This window comes from Cupriavidus sp. 96C5-1 (assembly GCF_057798855.1).
Genome location: NZ_JBYOJU010000058.1, coordinates 1 through 16,848 on the forward strand (window position 1 = coordinate 1; position 16,848 = coordinate 16,848).

Consider the following 16,848-nt stretch of genomic DNA (forward strand, 5'->3'; position numbering starts at 1 on the left):
GTCGTGGGCGCGGTGGCTCCGGCTTGAGGCGAATACCCAAAATCTGGGGCCACCGCGCCCACGACGAAACCAGTGCCGCCTATGATCGAGTGGCCATATAGACCGGTAACGGCAGATGCCTGAATGGGCAAGCGAGATCGCCATTCAGGGGTCATACAATGCAACCACTGTCATTCGCAGCGGCAATGCCGTTCGTGCCGGTAGCGCCAGCAGTTCATTAGAACCGCCGCGCCCACCACGAATCCGCAAAGCCACCAAGCCCGACAAGCCAGCCTCCTGCAAGGATCGCTTTCTTTTGGTTACTTTTCTTTACGAGTAAAGAAAAGTGACACCTCACCCAAGCGTAAACGGCCAAAGGCGTATAGCCGCGCCAGCAGCCAGAAGCCCCCAAAAACCGATCTCCCGCGCCAATCTGTATCAGCAGAAAATAGAAAAAACTGTTATTAAAGAGCAAATAAATTGACAAATCCATATGCCAAGAGTCTCCGGCACCATTCCGCCTTCAGACCCTGCAGCGCCAGAGCAGCTATCGATTCCAATCGCCGCAAAGGGCGATCCCGAATCGACGCCGCACGTCCAGACTATATTCCGGATCTCCAGTCCATGAAACGAAGCATTTCTCATGAGCACACTCGTTAACGCCACCGAAGTCCTGAAGCGCATCGCCGGGCGGCGCAGCGACACCAATCGGGATACCGCATGTCCGGGCAGGCGCCGACGGGCGAGGGAACGGACGCGTGGCAAGCACGGTTGCGCGCGTTGCACGGCGGGGGATAGCGCGCCCCGAGCCCCGGCTAGCTGCCGCCGGAGCCGTGCTCAGGCAAGCTGCTCTTGCGGCCACGCAGCACGGAGCTTGCGTCCGCCAGCGCACCCGCCTCCACCGGCGGCCCGCCCAGGGCCTTGTACAGGGTGGCGATGTTGACCAGCCGGTCGAAGCGGTTTCTCGCCGCTGCCACGGCTGCCGTGCGCTGCATCTCCTTGGCGTCGAGCCAGGGCTGCAGCGCGGTGGCGCCGGTGCGGTAGCGGGCTGCCGCCAGCCGTTCGGCGCGGCTCGCCGCCCGCAGGGATTCGTCCAGGTGCTGCGCGCGCAGGTCCAGGCCGGCATGGTCGGACAAGGCGTTCTCCACCTCGGCGAATGCCGTGTACAGCGACTGGCGATAGCGCACCACGGTTTCCTCGTACTCGTTCTGGGAGACCTGTATCGTCAGCCGTGCCGTGTTCCATTGCAGGAAGGGCAGGCTCAGGCCCGCGCCGAGCAGGGCGGTGGGATCCCGCAGCAGCGAGGCGAGCGCCGCGCTGCCGGTGCCGACCATGCCGGTCAGCGTCAGCCTGGGGTAGAAGCTGGCGCGGCTCGCATCGGATTGGGCGAGGGCGGCGCGCAGGCGCGCTTCGGCCTGCCGCACGTCGGGGCGCCGTCCAATCACCGCGGCGGGGATGCCGGGGGCGATGCGCGGCAAGGCGTTGGCCGGCAAGCCGGCAGGTTCGGCCGCGCCATGTTCCGGCGGACGGTTGAACAGGATCGCCAGGGCCTGGCGGTTCACGTTGCGCTCCTGGTCCAGCGCGGTGCGCTCGGCCTCCAGGGCGGCCAGTTGCTGCTGCGCCTGCGCCAGGTCAAGGCCGGAGGCGGCGCCGGCATGGTGGCGCGCGCCGACCAGTGCCAGCGTGCGCCGCGCGTCCGCCAGGCTTTGCCCGGAGAGATCGATCAACTGGTTCAGCAGCCCGGCCCGCCAGTACAGCGTGGCCGTAGTGGCGGCAAGCGCGATCGAGGTGGCCTCGAAGTCGGCCGCGGTAGCGCGCGTCTCCCAGTCTGCCGCGCTGCGCAAGCTGGATAGCCGCCCCCAGAGGTCGATTTCGTAGTTGACGTTGGCGCTGGTGGCCGACTGGTCGCGCCGGCCGGCGCGGTCCAGCTCCCATTGACGCGTGCTCCGCGCCTCCACTGCCACGTCCGGCAAGCGGCTGGTGTTGGCGAGCCCCAGCCGCAGGCGAGCCCGTTCGAGCCGCAGCGCGGCGATGCGCAGGTCATTGTTGCTTCGCAGCGCGGAGGCGACCAGCGCGCTGAGCTGCGCATCGCCGAATGCCTGCCACCACGCGTCCGGCTCCAGGGCGCCAGCGCTGGATGCCGCCGGCGTCAGCCGTGCCGCGGCCTGCGTGGCATGCTGCCACTGTTGCGGTACCTCCAGTTCCGGGTTCACGACAGGCGTTTGCAACTCGGCGCAAGCACCCAGGGCAAGCGTCACCAGCGGCAGCGACGCACGGCCGAGGCGGACCATTGCCGAGGTGCGGGAAGGGCGCTTACTCATGGCCAAGGGCTGCTATCGGCTGCAGGCGTGCCGCGTTGCGGGCGGGCATGTAGCCAAAGACCACGCCAATCAGCGACGAGCACAGGAAGGCACCGGCAACGGCGTTTCCGGAGAACACCATCTGCCATTGCGGCATCAGCAGCGCCAGCACCAGCCCGATCAGGTAGGCCAATGCGGTACCGATCAGCCCGCCCAGCAGGCAGACCAGCACGGCTTCGGTCAGGAACTGCAACAGGACGTCGCGCTGGCGGGCTCCCACCGCCATGCGGATGCCGATCTCCCTGGTGCGCTCGGTCACCGATACCAGCATGATGTTCATGACGCCGATGCCGCCGACCAGCAGCGAGATCACGGCCACCGCCGACAGGAACAGCGTGAGCGCCCGGCTGGTGCGCTCCAGGGTCTTGACGATGCTGTCCATGTTGTAGGCAAAGAAGTCCTTCTTGCCGTGGCGCTGTGCCAGCATGCGTTCGATACCATGCTGCGCGGCTGCGCTGGGCTGGCCGTCGCGTATGCGCACCGTCAGCCCGTCGAAATGCGCCTGGCCGAACAGGCGGCTGCCGGCCGTCGTGGCGGGGAGCCAGATGTTGAGGCTCTTGCCGTTCTCGTCGAAGATATTCTTTTTCTCGCGGGCCACGCCCACCACCACGCAAGGCAGGCTGCCGACCAGGATGACCTGGCCCAGCACCGGCGCAGCACTGCCAAACAGCTTGCGGCGCGTGTTCTCGTCGATCACCGCGACCTGTGCATGCCTGCGCTCTTCGTCCGCATGGAAGATCACGCCCTGCGCCATGTCGAGCCCGCGCACGCGGAAATAGCCTGCACCCACGCCATGCACGGTGGCATTGATGTCCACGTTGCGGTGCCGTAGCCGCTGGACCTTGCTGGTCACTGGCGTGACGCTGTCCACATAGGGCAAGGCATGCAACGCGTCGATGTCCGGCGCGACCAGGGTGCGGATGCCGGCGGCGCGGTCGTCGCCGAAATCGGCGCCGGGAAAGATGGACAGCGTGTTGGCGCCGATCGCACGGATATCCGTCATCACGTAACGCTTGGCGCCTTCGCCGATGGCAACGATGGACACCACCGAGGCGATGCCGATCACGATGCCCAGCATGGTCAGCGCGGTGCGCATGCGATGCGCCATCAGCGCGCTCCAGGCCGTGGAGAAGACCTCGGTGAACCCCTGCCAGGCACGCACACGCTGCAAAGCGCGGCCGGCAGGAGGGGCGGCTGCCGGCGGCGCGTCTTGCGCCGCGAGGGAATGGCTGGCGTCCGGCGGCGGGGCGGGCTGGTTGGCCCGGTCGGCCACGATGCGGCCGTCGGCGATCTCGATGATGCGCTCGGCGTGGCGCGCGAGCCCCATGTCGTGGGTCACGATGATGACCGTGTGGCCCTGGGCATGCAGTTCGCGCAGGATGGCCAGGACTTCCTGTCCGCTGTGGCTGTCGAGCGCGCCGGTGGGCTCGTCCGCCAGGATCACCTGGCCGCCGTTGATCAGCGCGCGGGCGATGCTCACCCGCTGTTGCTGGCCGCCGGACAGCTGGCTGGGGCGGTGGCCGGCGCGATCGCCCAGGCCGAGCCGGGTCAGCAGCTGGATGGCGCGGGCGCGGCGCGCGGCGCGGTCGGTGGCGGCGTAGATCGCCGGCACCTCCACATTGTCCGCGGCGCTGAGCCGGGCCATCAGGTGATAGCGCTGGAAGATGAATCCGAAGCGTTCACGGCGCAGGCGCGCCAGCGCATCGCTGTCCAGGCTGGCGACATCCTGCCCGGCTACCAGGTAGCGGCCGGCGCTGGCCTGGTCCAGGCAGCCCAGGATATGCATCAGCGTGGATTTTCCGGAGCCCGAGGCGCCGACGATCGCCACCATCTCGCCGGCGCAGATGGCCAGGCTGAGCTCGCGCAGAACCGGGATCTCCTGGTCTCCGGCGCGGAAGCTGCGTTCCACATGCTGCAGCAGCAATAGCGGGGCGCGCGTCATGGCTCCCCCTGGCCGCTGGCCGCGCTGGCGTCGCCGGTGATGACACGCTCGCCATCCGCCAGGCCCGCGAGCACCTGGGCATGCACATTGTTGCTCATGCCGATACGCACGTTCCGCGTCTCGATCCGTTGCCCCGGGTGCAGGACGCGGACCGCGAAGGCGCCGGCCGCATCGCGCGGACCTAGCGCGGCCAGGGGTACCAGCAGTGCGTTCCTGGCCTGTCCCAGCAGGATCGTGACCTGGGCGGTCATGTCGATACGCAGCTTGCGCTCCGCGTTCGGGACATCGAACAGCGCATTGAAGAATACGGCGTTGTTGATCTTCTCGGGCGAGGGCTGTATGGCCCGCAGCCGCGCGTGGTAGCGCCGGTCCGGCTCGCCCAGTATGGTGAAGTAGACCGCCTGCCGGTCGGCGATACGGATCACGTCGGCTTCGGATACCTGCGCCTTGACGGTCATCGAATCCAGGTCAGCCAGCTTGAGGATGGTCGGTACCTGGTAGGAGGCCACCACGGTCTGGCCCTCCAGCGTGCTGAGCGCCACCACTTCGCCGTCCATCGGCGCGACGATGCGGGTATAGCCGAGATCGATCCGCGCGGACCCGGCCTTGATGCGCCGCTGGGCGAGGTCGGCATCGAGTGCGGCCAGTTCTGCCTGCAGCGCGCGCAAATCGGCCTCGGCGGCTTCCATTTCCTGCCGGGACGCGGCCTCCTGCTCCAGCAGGCCGCGCTGGCGCTGCCAGGCCAGGCGGGCTTGCCGCAGCCGTGCCTGTTTGGCTTCCCGCTGCGCCAGGCCGCTGGCCACGGCGGCGTCGGCCTGGCGCAGGGCGTTCTCCAGCAGCACGGGATCGATCTGGGCGAGAAGCTGCCCTTCCTTGACCTTGTCGCCGAGTTTCACTTTCAGCGACTTCAGTTGACCATTGACCTGCGCGCCGACGTCCACCTGGCGCACGGGTTGCAGCACGCCGTTGGCCAGCACGGTATCTTCCAGGTCGCCGCGGGTCACCGGCGCGGTGATGTACAAGGATGGCTCGGACGGCGTCAGGCGCCAGGCGAGCAGTGCCAGCATGGCCGGCAGCGCGATCGCGGCAGCAAGGAGGGGGCGCCGGTAGCGGCCTGGTTCTTTAGGCATCGGGAAAATCGAAGCAGCGTCGTGGATAGGCAAGCCCGGATTCTCGATGCCCGTTGCCGTCCTGTCTGTGGGCAATTCAATTTCAATTGTCTGGAAGTGTGCCGAGGTGTGGCCGTCTGTCGCTGGCGGGGCCGGGCAGCGTGATGACGAACCGGGCGCCGCCCGATCTGCCGCTGCCAAGCGAGACCTGGCCGCCGTGGGCCAGCGCGATGCGCCGCACGATCGCCAGATCGAGGCCGAAGCGCCCGGAGTGCCGGGCGAGGCCGGCGCCAGCGTGATGGAACGGCTCGAAGATGCGCTCGCACTCTTCCGGCGGCACCCCCGGGCCATCGTCTTCGACCGTGAGGGTCAGGGTGCCCGAGGCATCGGTCCTGGAGGCGACGGCGACGGTGCCGCGCGCATTGCGGACCGCGTTGCGGCAGAGGTTGAGCAAGGCGCGCGCGACCAGGCGCGGGTCGCACAGGTGATGCGCGTACGGCCCGGTGCTGCGCACGTCCAGGAGCAGGTTCCGCTGCGCCGCGTCATCGGAGACGATGGCAGCAACGCTGTCGACCATCTCCCGGACCGTGACCGGCACCAGCCTGAGCGGCACGGCGCCCTGTTCGAGCTGGCCCAGGGTGAGCAGCTCCGTCACCAGTTCGTCCAGTTCCCGCACGTTCAGGCGCAAGGCTTCCAGCCGCTGGGCGCGTTGCGAAGGGGCGGGCGCGCTGTCGCCGCACGAGCGCAGCAGGGCAATGCCGAATTCCAGCCGCGCGATCGGTGTCTTCAGCTCATGCGAGATGCCATGGATCATGGCCCGTTGCCGCGCCATCGACGCCTCGATGCAAGCTGCCATATCGTCGAACTGCCGCGCCAGCTGATAGACGTTCGAGCGCCTGGATAGCCTGGCGCGCGTTGAAAGCCTGCCGTTGCCGAACTGCCTTGCCGCTTCCTGCAACGCATTGAGCTCGCGCCAGTGATAGAAGACCCAGGTGACGACGGCCAGCAGGATGGCGAAGGCGATCAGCGCATACGCGGTGAGCTGGAAGTTCGTGTCGTTTACTTCTTCCCGGTGCGCATGCAGGATCTGGCCGTCGCGCAGGGGCAGGTAAGCGTCTTTGCCGTCGTTGCCGAATACCTGCCTGCCGTCCCGGAGATCCCGCAGCCGGCGTTCGCCCAGGTGCAGCACATCGTCCATGCCGATCAGGGCGAAACGCTCGCTCGCGTTGGCCTGCAACCTGGCCAGGGCGGCTTCGCGCCGGATGTCTTGCTGGTCCAGGTAGCGGGCGAGCAGGTAATTGTAGGTCTTCGAGGATTCGCGCTCGATTTCGCTGAGTTGTTGATGGAGCTGGGGGAGGAGCCCGTACTGGATGCCGGCGACGGCGGCTGCCACGCTCAGCACGACTATCAGGTATAGCTTGAACAGCGAACGGATCATCTATCTCTCCCAGCCGGCTGGGCTCAACGAAGTCCACCACCCCGGCTCCGGTGACTGGCAATGCGGACTGATTTCAAGGGGCGGCGCCAGCGTTGAAAGCGTGGAACGACAACCGGCACGGTGGCTGAGGCATTGGCGCACGATACGTGGAGCACCGCGTGGATCATCATCCCGTGCCATAAGGGGCCTGATTCTAGCGGCAGTCGATTCGCTTGTCGGTGCCGAAATAAACCAAAGACAATTCCGCACAATTCGGCACAGATTCGCGCGACTTTCAAACAGACACCGGTGCGCCCCATCCATAAACTCCGGGGCTTGATCAAGGGGTTGCGGGTGACTCGAACGATTGGAAAGGCTTTATGGGCCCGCGCCGCCGTGGCAGGCAGTATCGGCTGCGCAGGCGTGCGCGCAGAGCATGTCCATACCGTGCAGTCGCAACAGTCCTGCTTCGGGCTGTCCTCTCGCAACTACAGCTTCTGACCGACAGCTTTCAACCGGCATTGAACCGCCGAGACCAGACATGACGCAGCCTATCCCTATCCTGATGTATCACCAGATCGACGCACCGCCGCCCAGGGGTACGCCGCTGCGCAGCCTCGTGGTGGCGCCACGCGACTTCGGGTGGCAGATGCGGATGCTCAAGCTGATGGGCTTTCGCGGACTGGGTCTGACCGAGCTCCTGCCCTACCTGCGCGGGGCGAAGGCCGGCAAGGTCGTCGGCATCACGTTCGACGACGGTTATCGCAACAACATCGAGCATGCATTGCCGGCGCTGCAGCGCGTCGGCTTTAGCGCTACCTGCTATGCCGTCAGCGGCCTGATCGGCAAGACCAACGCCTGGGACGCCGCGATCGGCGTGCCGGCCAAGCCCCTGATGACGCGGGCCGAGCTGCGGGAGTGGCGCCGGGCAGGGATGGAGATCGGCGCCCATACGCGCACGCATCTGGACCTGGCCGCGGCAGGCGCCCGCGCCGCGCGCGACGAGATCGAAGGCTGCAGGCATGAGCTGGAGGACGCGATCGGCGAACCGGTCCGGCACTTCTGCTATCCCTTTGGCGAGTATGACAAGCCGGTCGTGGCGCTGGTGCGCGAGGCCGGCTTCCATAGCGCTGTCACCACCAACCGCGGCCGCGCCTGCGCCGCGCACGACTTTTTCCGTCTTCCCAGGGTGCCGGTATCGCGTGCCACGCATCCGCTGCAGTTCCTGCAAAAGATGCTCACCTCCTATGAGGACCGGCGCGGTACGGAGGTGGCTCGCCATGACGGGCAGTGACCTGATCGCGGCGGCATTCGCGCCGCAGCTGCGTGTGCTGGTGGTCAACTCCCTCCTTGACGGCGGGGGCATCGATTCCCACACGCTTACGCTTTGCCGTGCCTTGCAGCTGCAGGGCTGCAAGGTGACACTGGCGGCGCCCAGCGGCGCACAGTGGATTGCCGCGGCGCGGCAGATGCACGGGATCGACTTGCTGGAACTCGGCGCCGCGCGCATCGCGTGGCCCGCCATCCTGGCGCGCCACGTCCGGGAGCAGCGCATGCACGTCATTCACGCGCATCATGGGCGCGACTACTGGGTGGCGATCCTGGCGTGGATGCTATCGGGCCGGAAGGCGGAAGTCGTGGTGACACGCCATATGATGACCCGTCTCAAGGAGAGGACGCGCCGGTATCTTGCCGCCTTCTCCAACGTGATCGCAGTGTCCAATGCGGTACAGGAATCGCTTCACCTCGTCGATCCGGAACACACCCTGAAGCTCAGGCGCATCTATTGCGGAATCGATACCGAGCGCTTCCAGGCCGGAACCGTGCAGCGCCATCGGGTGCGCGACGCATTGGGGCTGCCCCCGGACGCATGGCTGTATGCGCTGATCGGTGGGGCGCAATACCCGGAGGGAAAAGGGCAGCTCTACTTCGTCAGGGCCGCGGCGGAGGTGCTTTCGCGGCATCGGCGCTCGCATTTCCTCTGCGTCGGCGATGGCGACATGATTCCGCAACTACGCGAGGAAGCCAATGCGCTGGGCCTCTCGGGACGGCTCCATTTCCTGCCCTTCGAACATGACGTGGCATCGCTGATGCAGGCGATCGATGTGCTGGTGCATCCGCCCGTGGGCAGCGAGGCATTGGGCCTGGTCATCCTGGAGGCGCTGAGCTGCGGCAAGCCGGTGATCGGCACGGCACTGGACGGCATTCCCGAGACCTTCATCGACGGCGACCACGGCGTGCTGGTGCCGCCGCGCGACGTGCGCCGGCTGGCCGAAGCCATGTGCCAGCTGGCGAGAGACCCGGGTGGCGCGGCGCAGATGGGGCAGCGCGGGCGCCGCTGGGTGGAGGCCAATTTCTCGCTGGCATTGCTCGGGCGCGAGACCGTGCAGCTGTATCGCGACTGCCTGCTCGCCACCGGGCGACGGAAACGCCGGGCAAGTTAGCGCGATCGAAGCCTGCGACGCCATGTTCTGCCCGATGGCGGTGGAAGGCAGGCCTGCGGGGGCGTGGCGCAGGGCATCGGCACCGCGATGTTCGAGGCGATGCGCCAAAGAGTAAGGCCGCTGCGGCGCAGGGTGTTGGGCCCGCAGTCGCCGGACCGGGGGCCGGCCGCTGGACAGTGCCGGGGCAGGGGCGCTCGTGCCCGGTCAGCGATCCATCTGTTCAGATGGCATCCTTGGGCCGCATGGCATCCCCGTCGACGCAGCACGCGAGCACCTCTGCGTCGTCCTTGCCCAGACTGATGTACACATGCCCCACCGAGCTATCGAAATACAGACTGTCTCCCGGCTCAAGCCTGAATGCTTTGCCGTTCTCGAATCGCAGCTCCAGCCTGCCGCTAAGCAGAAAGACGAACTCTTCACCGCTATGCCGGATGTAGTCGGGAAAATCGGACAGTGAGCGCGCACGGATGTGCGCCCGCATCGGCACCATGCGTTTTCCCGTCAGTTCATTCGCCAGCATGCCGTACTCGTAGTTCGGCGTGTCGTAGACCATCTGTCTGCCGGATGCCGTGAACGATGGCTCCATCGGCCCGGCGCAGGCTTCCCGCTCGCGGCCGAAGATGGCTGCGAAGTCGCGCTGCAGGGCATGGGCAAGCGCTGCGAACTTATCGTATGTCAGCGCGATATCGCCTCTCTCCGCCTTCGAGATTGTCGACACCGCGATACCCGACAGCTCGGAGAGCTGCATCAATGTCAGTCCGTGCGATTTGCGTGCAGCGCGCAGTCGCTCGCCGACCGCCTTGTGATCGATCTGAGGCGGTTCGGCTGCGGGCGCGGACCGGGTCTTGGCGACTTGTTTGACCATGCGAGTGTTCAAAGGAAAGTACGTGCAGGTTCGGGTTTTCTCGTATACGAGAATTTCACTTTTCTCGTATATGATAACTGACATCGAGGTCGCCATCAGAGGAGCGGTCGCTGTGTCAGTTGCCGCATCGGGGAAGGCGGGGATTCTTTCCCGCTGCATTGCCCCCCATTTGTTCCTTCTGCCATCCGGCGAACCTGGCACCGGCTTCGTCGCGCGGCCGCTTGGCCGGTAGAGGGCAGCGCCGGGGACGGCGAGTCCGGTCGAGAGACGCCTTCGTTCATTGTGTACCCATCCGATACTGCGCGTGCGTTCAGCCCGCCAGTTTTCAATTCCATCGGCCAAAGTCCGGCCGATATCTCAAGCGGAGAAATCATGTCCAGCGAAATCAAACGTCTTCAAACAAGCGCACGCATGAGCCAGGTGGTGATCGCCAATGGCATCGCGTATCTGGCCGGCCAGGTACCCGACACGGCCGGCGCCTCGGTCACCGTCCAGGCAACGGAAGTTCTCGGCCGTATCGACGCATTGCTGGCGTCGGCGGGTGCGGACAGGACACGGGTCATCTCCGCAAACGTCTGGCTCAGCGACCCGAAGCATTTCGATGAATTCAACCGCGTCTGGGATGCCTGGGTTCCTGCCGGGCATGCGCCCACGCGCGCCTGCGTGCAAGCGCTGCTGATGAAGCCCGGCCTCGACGTGGAAGTCGCCGTGACCGCGCTCGCGTGACGCGCACACAGTCGCGAGCGGCCGGACAGCAGTCACCATCGCTCGCGTAGCGCGCATGGTGGCATGACACGAGGAATCCCTGAATGAAGTTCGATACCTTTGTACTGGGCGGCGGCATGGTGGGTGTGTCCATCGCCGTGCATCTGCAGAAGCGCGGCCTGTCGGTCGCGCTGGTCGACCGCAAGCCGCCCGGCAACGAGACCTCGCTTGGCAACGCTGGTTTGATCCAGCGCGAGGGTGTGTACCCGTATGCGTTTCCGCGCGGCTTCGGCATGCTGCTCAGGTACGCTCTCAACCGGTCCCTCGACGTGCGTTATCACCTCTCGGCCATGCCGAAGCTGGCGCCGTTCCTTTGCCGCTACTGGTATCACTCCGAGGCCTCCCGTCATGCAGCCATTGCGCGCTCCTACTCGACGCTGATCGAGCATTGCGTGAGCGAGCACCGCGCGCTCGTCGAGGCCGCCGGGGCAGGTGCCCTGCTGCGAGCGGGGGGCTGGCTCAAGGTATTCCGTACGGCAAGGAAGCAAGATGCCGAGACCCGGGAGGCCGAGCGCTGGAATGCAGAGTATGGCGTGCCGTTCGAATCGCTCGACGCCGCCAGGCTGCGCCAGGACGAGCCGTTCCTGCATCATTCGCTCGTGGGCGCGCTTCGCTATACCGCGTCTGATTCCGTTAGCGACCCGCACGCGCTTGTCATGGCCTATGCCCGCCATTTCGAACAACTCGGCGGCCGTGTTCTGATCGGCGACGCCACGACGCTCGAACCGCATTGGACGGTCCGTACGCAGCATGGCCGGATCGAAGCGCGCTCGGCGGTCGTGGCGATGGGTCCATGGTCGGATACGATCAGCTCGGCGCTGGGCTACCGGCTACCGCTCGTGGCCAAGCGCGGCTATCACATGCACTATGCCGCGAAAGCGGGCGCGCGGCTGAACCAGCCGGTGCTCGACGTGGAGAACGGCTATCTCATCACGCCGATGGCACGCGGCATCCGCCTGACCACGGGCGTCGAACTGGGGCATCGCGACTCGGCGGCCACACCGGTGCAACTGGAGTCCATCGAACCGATTGCGCGCCAGATGTTCCCGCTCGCCTTGCGCCTCGATGACAAGCCGTGGCTGGGCAGGCGGCCCTGCACGCCCGACATGATGCCGATTATTGGACCCGCGCCCCGCCACAAGGACCTATGGTTCGCCTTCGGACATGCGCATCACGGACTGACACTCGGGCCGATCACCGGCCGGCTGATCGCGGAAATGATGACCGGTACGCAACCTGTCGCCGACCCCTATCCCTTCCGGGTGGACAGGTTCTGACGCAGGCCTCCCGGTCGGAGTCCCTGGCGCACGGTGACGCGGCCGCTCTATTCGCCACGAGGCAGGCGAGGATCCCCCTCTTTACGCAGCAGTTCGAACAACGGATGTGCCGCGTGCGCGGTCGCCGTGACGACTAATCAATGGAGACGAAATGGAGCAACATAAGATGAGGCGTGACTTGACGTCACGCCAGATTTCCTTCATGGCCCTGGGCATGGCCATTGGCGTTGGCCTCTTCCTGGGCTCGGCCTCCGCCATCCGTGCTGCGGGGCCGTCGGCGCTGCTTGCCTACGCGGCCGGTGGCGCAATCATCTTTCTGATCATGCGCGCCCTCGGGGAAATGGCGGTGCATCGTCCGGTGGCAGGCTCGTTCGGCTCTTATGCGTTTGAGTACCTTGGGCCGTTCGCCGGCTATCTTGTCGGTTGGAACTACTGGATTCTGATGGTCGGGGTTGGCGTCGCCGAGACGACGGCGGTCGGCATCTATATGCGGTTCTGGTATCCCGAGATACCACAGTGGATCTGGGTATTTTCCTCGATCATCTTTATCTTCGGGCTCAATCTTCTCAACGTGAAGGCATACGGCGAGTTCGAATTCTGGCTTGCACTGATCAAAGTGGCCACCATATTGCTGATGATAGCCGGAGGCTCGCTGATCGTGTTCACCGGGCTTGGGAACCATGGCGTTCCCGTTGGCCTGTCCAATCTATGGCGGCATGGCGGTTTCTTTCCGAACGGCGCAATCGGACTGGTAAGCGCGCTGCCGATCGTCGCGTATTCGTTTGCGGGCGTCGAGATGATCGGTCTCACGGCAGGGGAAGCCAGGGAACCGGAAAAGGTCATCCCGCGTGCAATCAACTCGGTCCTGTGGCGCATCCTGATCTTCTACGTGGGGGCCTTGTTCATCATCATGGCACTGTACCCGTGGAATGAACTCGGGACCCAAGGCAGCCCGTTCGTCACCACATTCCAGGCGCTCGGCGTCCGGCAGGCAGCTGGAATCATCAATTTCGTCGTCGTGTCGGCAGCGCTATCCAGCTTCAATTGCGTTGTATTCAGCGGTTCGCGCGTGCTGACGAGCCTGTCGGAAAACAAGCTGGCCCCGTCGGCGTTCACGGTGCTGAGCCGCAGTGGCGCGCCATCGCGTTCCGTCTTCTTTACCATTGTGTGCATGGCATTCGGGGTTCTCCTCAACTACATCGTTCCCGACAAGGTCTTTGGCTGGCTGATGTCCATGCTCTCGTTCCTGGTCGTTGCGACCTGGGCGATGATCGTGTTGACGCACATGAAGTTTCGACAAAGGCTGATCGCAGCGGGCGTGACGACAAGCTTCCGCATGCCGTTGGCGCCATACACGTCGTGGGCTTGCCTGGTTTTCGTGGCGTTCGTGTTCATCATGCTTGGTCTCGACGAATCCACGCGCGGGTCCGTCTACGTCGGCGTGGCCTGGGTGCTATTGCTGACGATCATCTATCGACTATCCGGTGGCTTGCGGACGGCAGCAAGGCTGAGCCGGGTTGCGGTCGGCGTCGAAAGCTGACGTCCCGTTCATGGATCGGGCTGCATCCAGCGCTTGTGCGGACGCGGCGCCTGCTGTGAGCCCAAGTCCCGCGGATGTCCTCAGCAGGAGGGGCCATCACGGCGAGGCGCCGTCGCCGCATGCGGGGCTCGGCGCCACGTCACGGATGCCATGTCGACGGGCTGCTTCCCGGACCCGGAGAGGCAGGGCGGTGGCTCCCCGCCATTGCGTAGGATAGCTGGTTGGCCGCGTCCACCACGGTCTGCGCCAGGGCCAGCAGGCGCTCCTCGTTCAAGCGCGAGGTCGGGCCGGAAATGCAGGCCGACCCGAGCAGCCGCCAGTGCAGGCCGAACACCGGCGCCGATACGCTGGAGACTTCCGGCTCGCGCTCTCCCATGGACAAGTGGTAGCCGCGCCGCCGGATCGATTCGTAGGGCTCGCCGGGCTCCCCGGAATACGCCAGGATGACGCGCCCGGGCGCGCCGCTGTCCAGCGGTAGCGCCGCCCCGATGCGTACATGGTGGCGAATGGCCTGCGGACCTTCCACGCGCACCAGGCAGGTGCGTTGCTGGCCTTCGCGCACGTAGAACGATGCGCTTTCCCCGGTCTTGATCGTCAGCTCGCGCAGCACGGGCTCCACCACCTCATGCACGTTGAAGGTGGCCTGGTAGCACGCGCCCAGCCAGCCTGCGGCGCGTCCGAGCCGCCAGCTTCCATCCTCTTTCTGCACCAGGTAGTTGTCCGCCGCCAGCGTGCGCGCCAGGCGCAGCACCGTGGTCTTGTGGAAACCCGTGCGGCGGCTGAGCTCGGCCAGGCTCAGCTGTGCATCGCTTACGCCGAAGGCTTCCAGCACGCGAAGGGCCCGTCTGACAGCGATGACGCCGCCGCCCGTGTCGTCGGCCGCCTCGCTGGTGCTTGCGGGATTGGATTGTTCCATCAGGCGGGATATGTTTCGTGAGATGAAACCATATTGTATTGGATGCAACGTGGAAAGAGAATCCGTTCCAGGCAATCGAGCCAATAACCAGATTCGGAGACACTCCATGAAGCTGCTGCGCCGCGGCCTGACGACCGCCCTGTTCTGCGCGCTGGCCCTGCCGGCCCTGGCCCAACCGTATCCCGCCAAGCCCATCCGCGTGATCGTGCCGTTCCCGGCCGGGGGCGGCACGGACATCATTGCCCGCGAGGTGACCAACAACGTGGCGATGGCGCAGGGCTGGCGCTTCGTGGTGGACAACAAGCCGGGCTCGGGCGGCAACCTTGGCGTGGACGCCGCGGCCAAGGCAAGCGGCGATGGCTACACCATCGTGCTGGGGCAGACCAGCAACCTGGCCATCAACCCCACGCTCTACCGCAAGCTGCCGTACGACGTGGAGAAAGACCTGACGCCCGTCGGCCTGGTGGCCAGCGCGCCGCTGGTGCTGGTGACCACGATGGACTCGCCCTATAAGACGCTGGCCGACGTGGTGGCGGCCAGCAAGGCCCGGCCGGGCGCCATCAATATGGCCTCCCCGGGCAACGGCACGGTGGCGCACCTGACCAGCGAGCTGTTTCAGAAGACCGCCGGCATCAAGTTCACCCATGTGCCGTACAAGGGCGCGGCCCAGGCCGTCAACGACCTGATCGGCGGCCAGGTGCAGTTGTACCTGTCGTCGGTGCCGACGCTGATCGGCCACATCCGCAACGGCAAGATGCGGGCCCTGGCCGTGACCTCGGCGCAGCGCATGGCCGACCTGCCGAACGTGCCCACCATTGCGGAGTCGGGCTACGGCGGCTTCGAAGCCGTGACCTGGTTTGGTTTCGTGGCGCCGGCGGCAACGCCCAGGGACATCGTGGCGCGCCTGAATGCCGGGTTCAACAAGGCGTTGCAGGTGCCGGAGCTGAGAAAGAAGCTGAACGACCAGGGCGCCGATGTACTGGGCGGCACGCCCGAACAGTTCGGCGTGCTGATGAAGAAGGACATCGTCCGCTGGTCGTCTGCCGTCAAGGCATCCGGCGCGCAGGTCGACTGATCCGCGTTCTTCCCCGCTGCTTCTCGCGGCCTCCCGCTCAGCTTTGCCGTGGAGCCCATGACGATGCCGCATGGCTTTCATGGCCAGCCGGGGTTTTTGCTGAGCCCGCACGTCGGTGGCGTGACGAACGCGGCCTATGTGGGCATGGGCGTGGCGGCGGCACTGGTATTTCCCGCGGCGCTTCAGCGCTTGCGCGCCGCCGCCGTCTTGGCCGGGGTGCGCAGGGCTGGCCCGCCCGGCGCGCTGCCCGCCTGGATCATGGATGCCAGCACTACCTCGATCATATTGCCGAGCAAGCCCTTGGGCACGCTGGACGGTATTGTCGAACGCTGGGCCGGGATGCCGTAGGACAGGGCGATCAGGGTAATGGTGAGTTCCAGCGCGGAGCAGGGCGGCCTGGCCTGTGCGATCGCAAACAGCCGCTCCACGATCTTCGTCATCTGGGCCCGGTGCGTGGCGAACCGCTGGTGATAGATATCCAGGAAGCGCGGGTCCCGGCCCGCCTGCAGGTTGAACTCCAGCACCAGCAGGCCCCAGTCGATATCGGTTTCGAAGCTGCGGTACATGTCGCCGATCCCGCGCAGCAGTTCCGGCACCTCGGATACGGTCCTGGCGCTGGCCAGCAGCCCCTCCAGCATTTCGGCCTCCTCCTGCATGTGCGCGTCCAGCAGTTCCAGGAAGATGTCCTCCTTGGCGGCGAAGTTCGAATAGAACGCGCCCTTGGAGTAGCCTGCGGCCTCGGCGATATGGTCGACCGAGGTGCCTGCATAGCCTTGTTTGGCAAACACCACGCGTGCGCTCTCCAGCAGCAAGGCTCGGGTGCGGGCACGGCTTTCTTCGCGGCTCAGTCGGGTTTTCTGGATCGGTGGCATGCGTTCGGGAGGAGATGCTGTGGCCTGCGGGCCATGGTTTTCTTGAGGCCGGCCAGGGTGGCGTTGCACAGCCAGGGAAACAATTCGTCGTCGATGCCCTGCGCCGTGGTTGCCCGGCGCCACGCAGCGCTGGCCGTGCCGGGGAGGGAGGTCCTGCATTCGAAGGTCTGCGGCATCCATGTTCTCTGGCAACGCGCCGTCCTGCAAGCCGCGATTGTATATCGGGCATCCAGCCTGGCCGGGCGTTGCAGGTGCCGGCAGGCCCCATGGCTCGCATCGGCGTGGGC

The 16,848-nt window shown here is 65.9% G+C and carries 15 protein-coding genes and 1 pseudogene; 7 read left to right on the forward strand and 9 right to left on the reverse strand.

The genetic code is table 11. The features are described 5' to 3' along the window. Positions 1-217: 217 nt before the first annotated feature. From AC3FOF_RS39225 to AC3FOF_RS39245, 5 genes are all read right to left on the reverse strand, one after another. Positions 218-472 carry a hypothetical protein gene (locus tag AC3FOF_RS39225; RefSeq protein ID WP_488729683.1) on the reverse strand — a complete coding sequence of 85 codons (255 nt, stop codon included), beginning with the start codon at positions 470-472 and terminating at the stop codon, positions 218-220. A gap of 322 nt (positions 473-794) precedes the next feature. Next, complete coding sequence (locus tag AC3FOF_RS39230) at positions 795-2,300, reverse strand: efflux transporter outer membrane subunit (RefSeq protein WP_488729684.1); 1,506 nt, start codon at positions 2,298-2,300, stop codon at positions 795-797. Then, entirely contained in the window at positions 2,293-4,281 is a 1,989-nt protein-coding gene (locus AC3FOF_RS39235; protein WP_488729685.1) for a MacB family efflux pump subunit, read from the reverse strand. Before AC3FOF_RS39235 ends, AC3FOF_RS39230 begins: the two co-directional genes overlap by 8 nt. Continuing rightward, positions 4,278-5,411: a macrolide transporter subunit MacA gene (gene macA / locus AC3FOF_RS39240; protein ID WP_488729686.1), complete on the reverse strand. Its 1,134-nt coding sequence runs from the start codon at positions 5,409-5,411 to the stop codon at positions 4,278-4,280. The genes AC3FOF_RS39235 and macA overlap by 4 nt, the downstream gene beginning before the upstream one ends. Before the next feature lie 82 nt (positions 5,412-5,493). Continuing rightward, a complete protein-coding gene (locus AC3FOF_RS39245; RefSeq protein ID WP_488729687.1) occupies positions 5,494-6,828 on the reverse strand; it encodes an ATP-binding protein in 1,335 nt (444 codons plus the stop codon). A gap of 520 nt (positions 6,829-7,348) precedes the next feature. Here AC3FOF_RS39245 and AC3FOF_RS39250 point away from each other — a divergent pair. Together AC3FOF_RS39250 and AC3FOF_RS39255 are read left to right on the forward strand one after the other, a co-directional pair. Next, the gene (locus AC3FOF_RS39250; RefSeq protein WP_017226713.1) at positions 7,349-8,101 is read left to right on the forward strand and encodes a polysaccharide deacetylase family protein; all 753 of its coding nucleotides are present in this window, start codon (positions 7,349-7,351) and stop codon (positions 8,099-8,101) included. Continuing rightward, positions 8,088-9,251, forward strand: coding sequence for a glycosyltransferase family 4 protein (locus AC3FOF_RS39255; RefSeq protein WP_488729688.1), 1,164 nt, complete (start codon positions 8,088-8,090; stop codon positions 9,249-9,251). Before AC3FOF_RS39250 ends, AC3FOF_RS39255 begins: the two co-directional genes overlap by 14 nt. Before the next feature lie 220 nt (positions 9,252-9,471). Here AC3FOF_RS39255 and AC3FOF_RS39260 read toward each other — a convergent pair whose 3' ends face one another. Beyond that, complete coding sequence (locus tag AC3FOF_RS39260; RefSeq protein ID WP_017226715.1) at positions 9,472-10,116, reverse strand: helix-turn-helix domain-containing protein; 645 nt, start codon at positions 10,114-10,116, stop codon at positions 9,472-9,474. Positions 10,117-10,488: 372 nt separating this feature from the next. Between AC3FOF_RS39260 and AC3FOF_RS39265 the strand changes: the two genes are divergently transcribed. From AC3FOF_RS39265 to AC3FOF_RS39275, 3 genes are all read left to right on the forward strand, one after another. Beyond that, positions 10,489-10,842 carry a RidA family protein gene (locus AC3FOF_RS39265; protein WP_017226716.1) on the forward strand — a complete coding sequence of 118 codons (354 nt, stop codon included), beginning with the start codon at positions 10,489-10,491 and terminating at the stop codon, positions 10,840-10,842. 83 nt (positions 10,843-10,925) lie between these two features. Further along, a complete protein-coding gene (locus AC3FOF_RS39270; protein ID WP_488729689.1) occupies positions 10,926-12,158 on the forward strand; it encodes an NAD(P)/FAD-dependent oxidoreductase in 1,233 nt (410 codons plus the stop codon). Positions 12,159-12,309: 151 nt separating this feature from the next. Further along, a complete protein-coding gene (locus AC3FOF_RS39275) occupies positions 12,310-13,698 on the forward strand; it encodes an amino acid permease (RefSeq protein ID WP_488729690.1) in 1,389 nt (462 codons plus the stop codon). Between the two features lie 139 nt (positions 13,699-13,837). On the opposite strand, the gene AC3FOF_RS39280 is transcribed toward AC3FOF_RS39275, so the two are convergent. Then, positions 13,838-14,614, reverse strand: a complete 777-nt coding sequence (locus AC3FOF_RS39280) for an IclR family transcriptional regulator (protein WP_017226719.1) — start codon at positions 14,612-14,614, stop codon at positions 13,838-13,840. A gap of 106 nt (positions 14,615-14,720) precedes the next feature. On the opposite strand from AC3FOF_RS39280, the gene AC3FOF_RS39285 reads away from it, so the two are divergent. Both AC3FOF_RS39285 and AC3FOF_RS39290 read left to right on the forward strand, forming a co-directional pair. Further along, complete coding sequence (locus AC3FOF_RS39285; RefSeq protein ID WP_488729691.1) at positions 14,721-15,689, forward strand: Bug family tripartite tricarboxylate transporter substrate binding protein; 969 nt, start codon at positions 14,721-14,723, stop codon at positions 15,687-15,689. 39 nt (positions 15,690-15,728) lie between these two features. Further along, positions 15,729-15,893, forward strand: a pseudogene (locus AC3FOF_RS39290) (3-phosphoglycerate dehydrogenase); the annotation flags it as partial. On the opposite strand, the gene AC3FOF_RS39295 reads toward AC3FOF_RS39290, so the two are convergent. Both AC3FOF_RS39295 and AC3FOF_RS39300 read right to left on the reverse strand, forming a co-directional pair. After that, positions 15,872-16,561, reverse strand: coding sequence for a TetR/AcrR family transcriptional regulator (locus tag AC3FOF_RS39295; RefSeq protein ID WP_276267994.1), 690 nt, complete (start codon positions 16,559-16,561; stop codon positions 15,872-15,874). The pseudogene AC3FOF_RS39290 and the gene AC3FOF_RS39295 sit on opposite strands and share 22 nt — an antisense overlap. Further along, entirely contained in the window at positions 16,534-16,737 is a 204-nt protein-coding gene (locus AC3FOF_RS39300; protein ID WP_276267993.1) for a hypothetical protein, read from the reverse strand. Before AC3FOF_RS39300 ends, AC3FOF_RS39295 begins: the two co-directional genes overlap by 28 nt. Between the last annotated feature and the right edge of the window lie 111 nt (positions 16,738-16,848).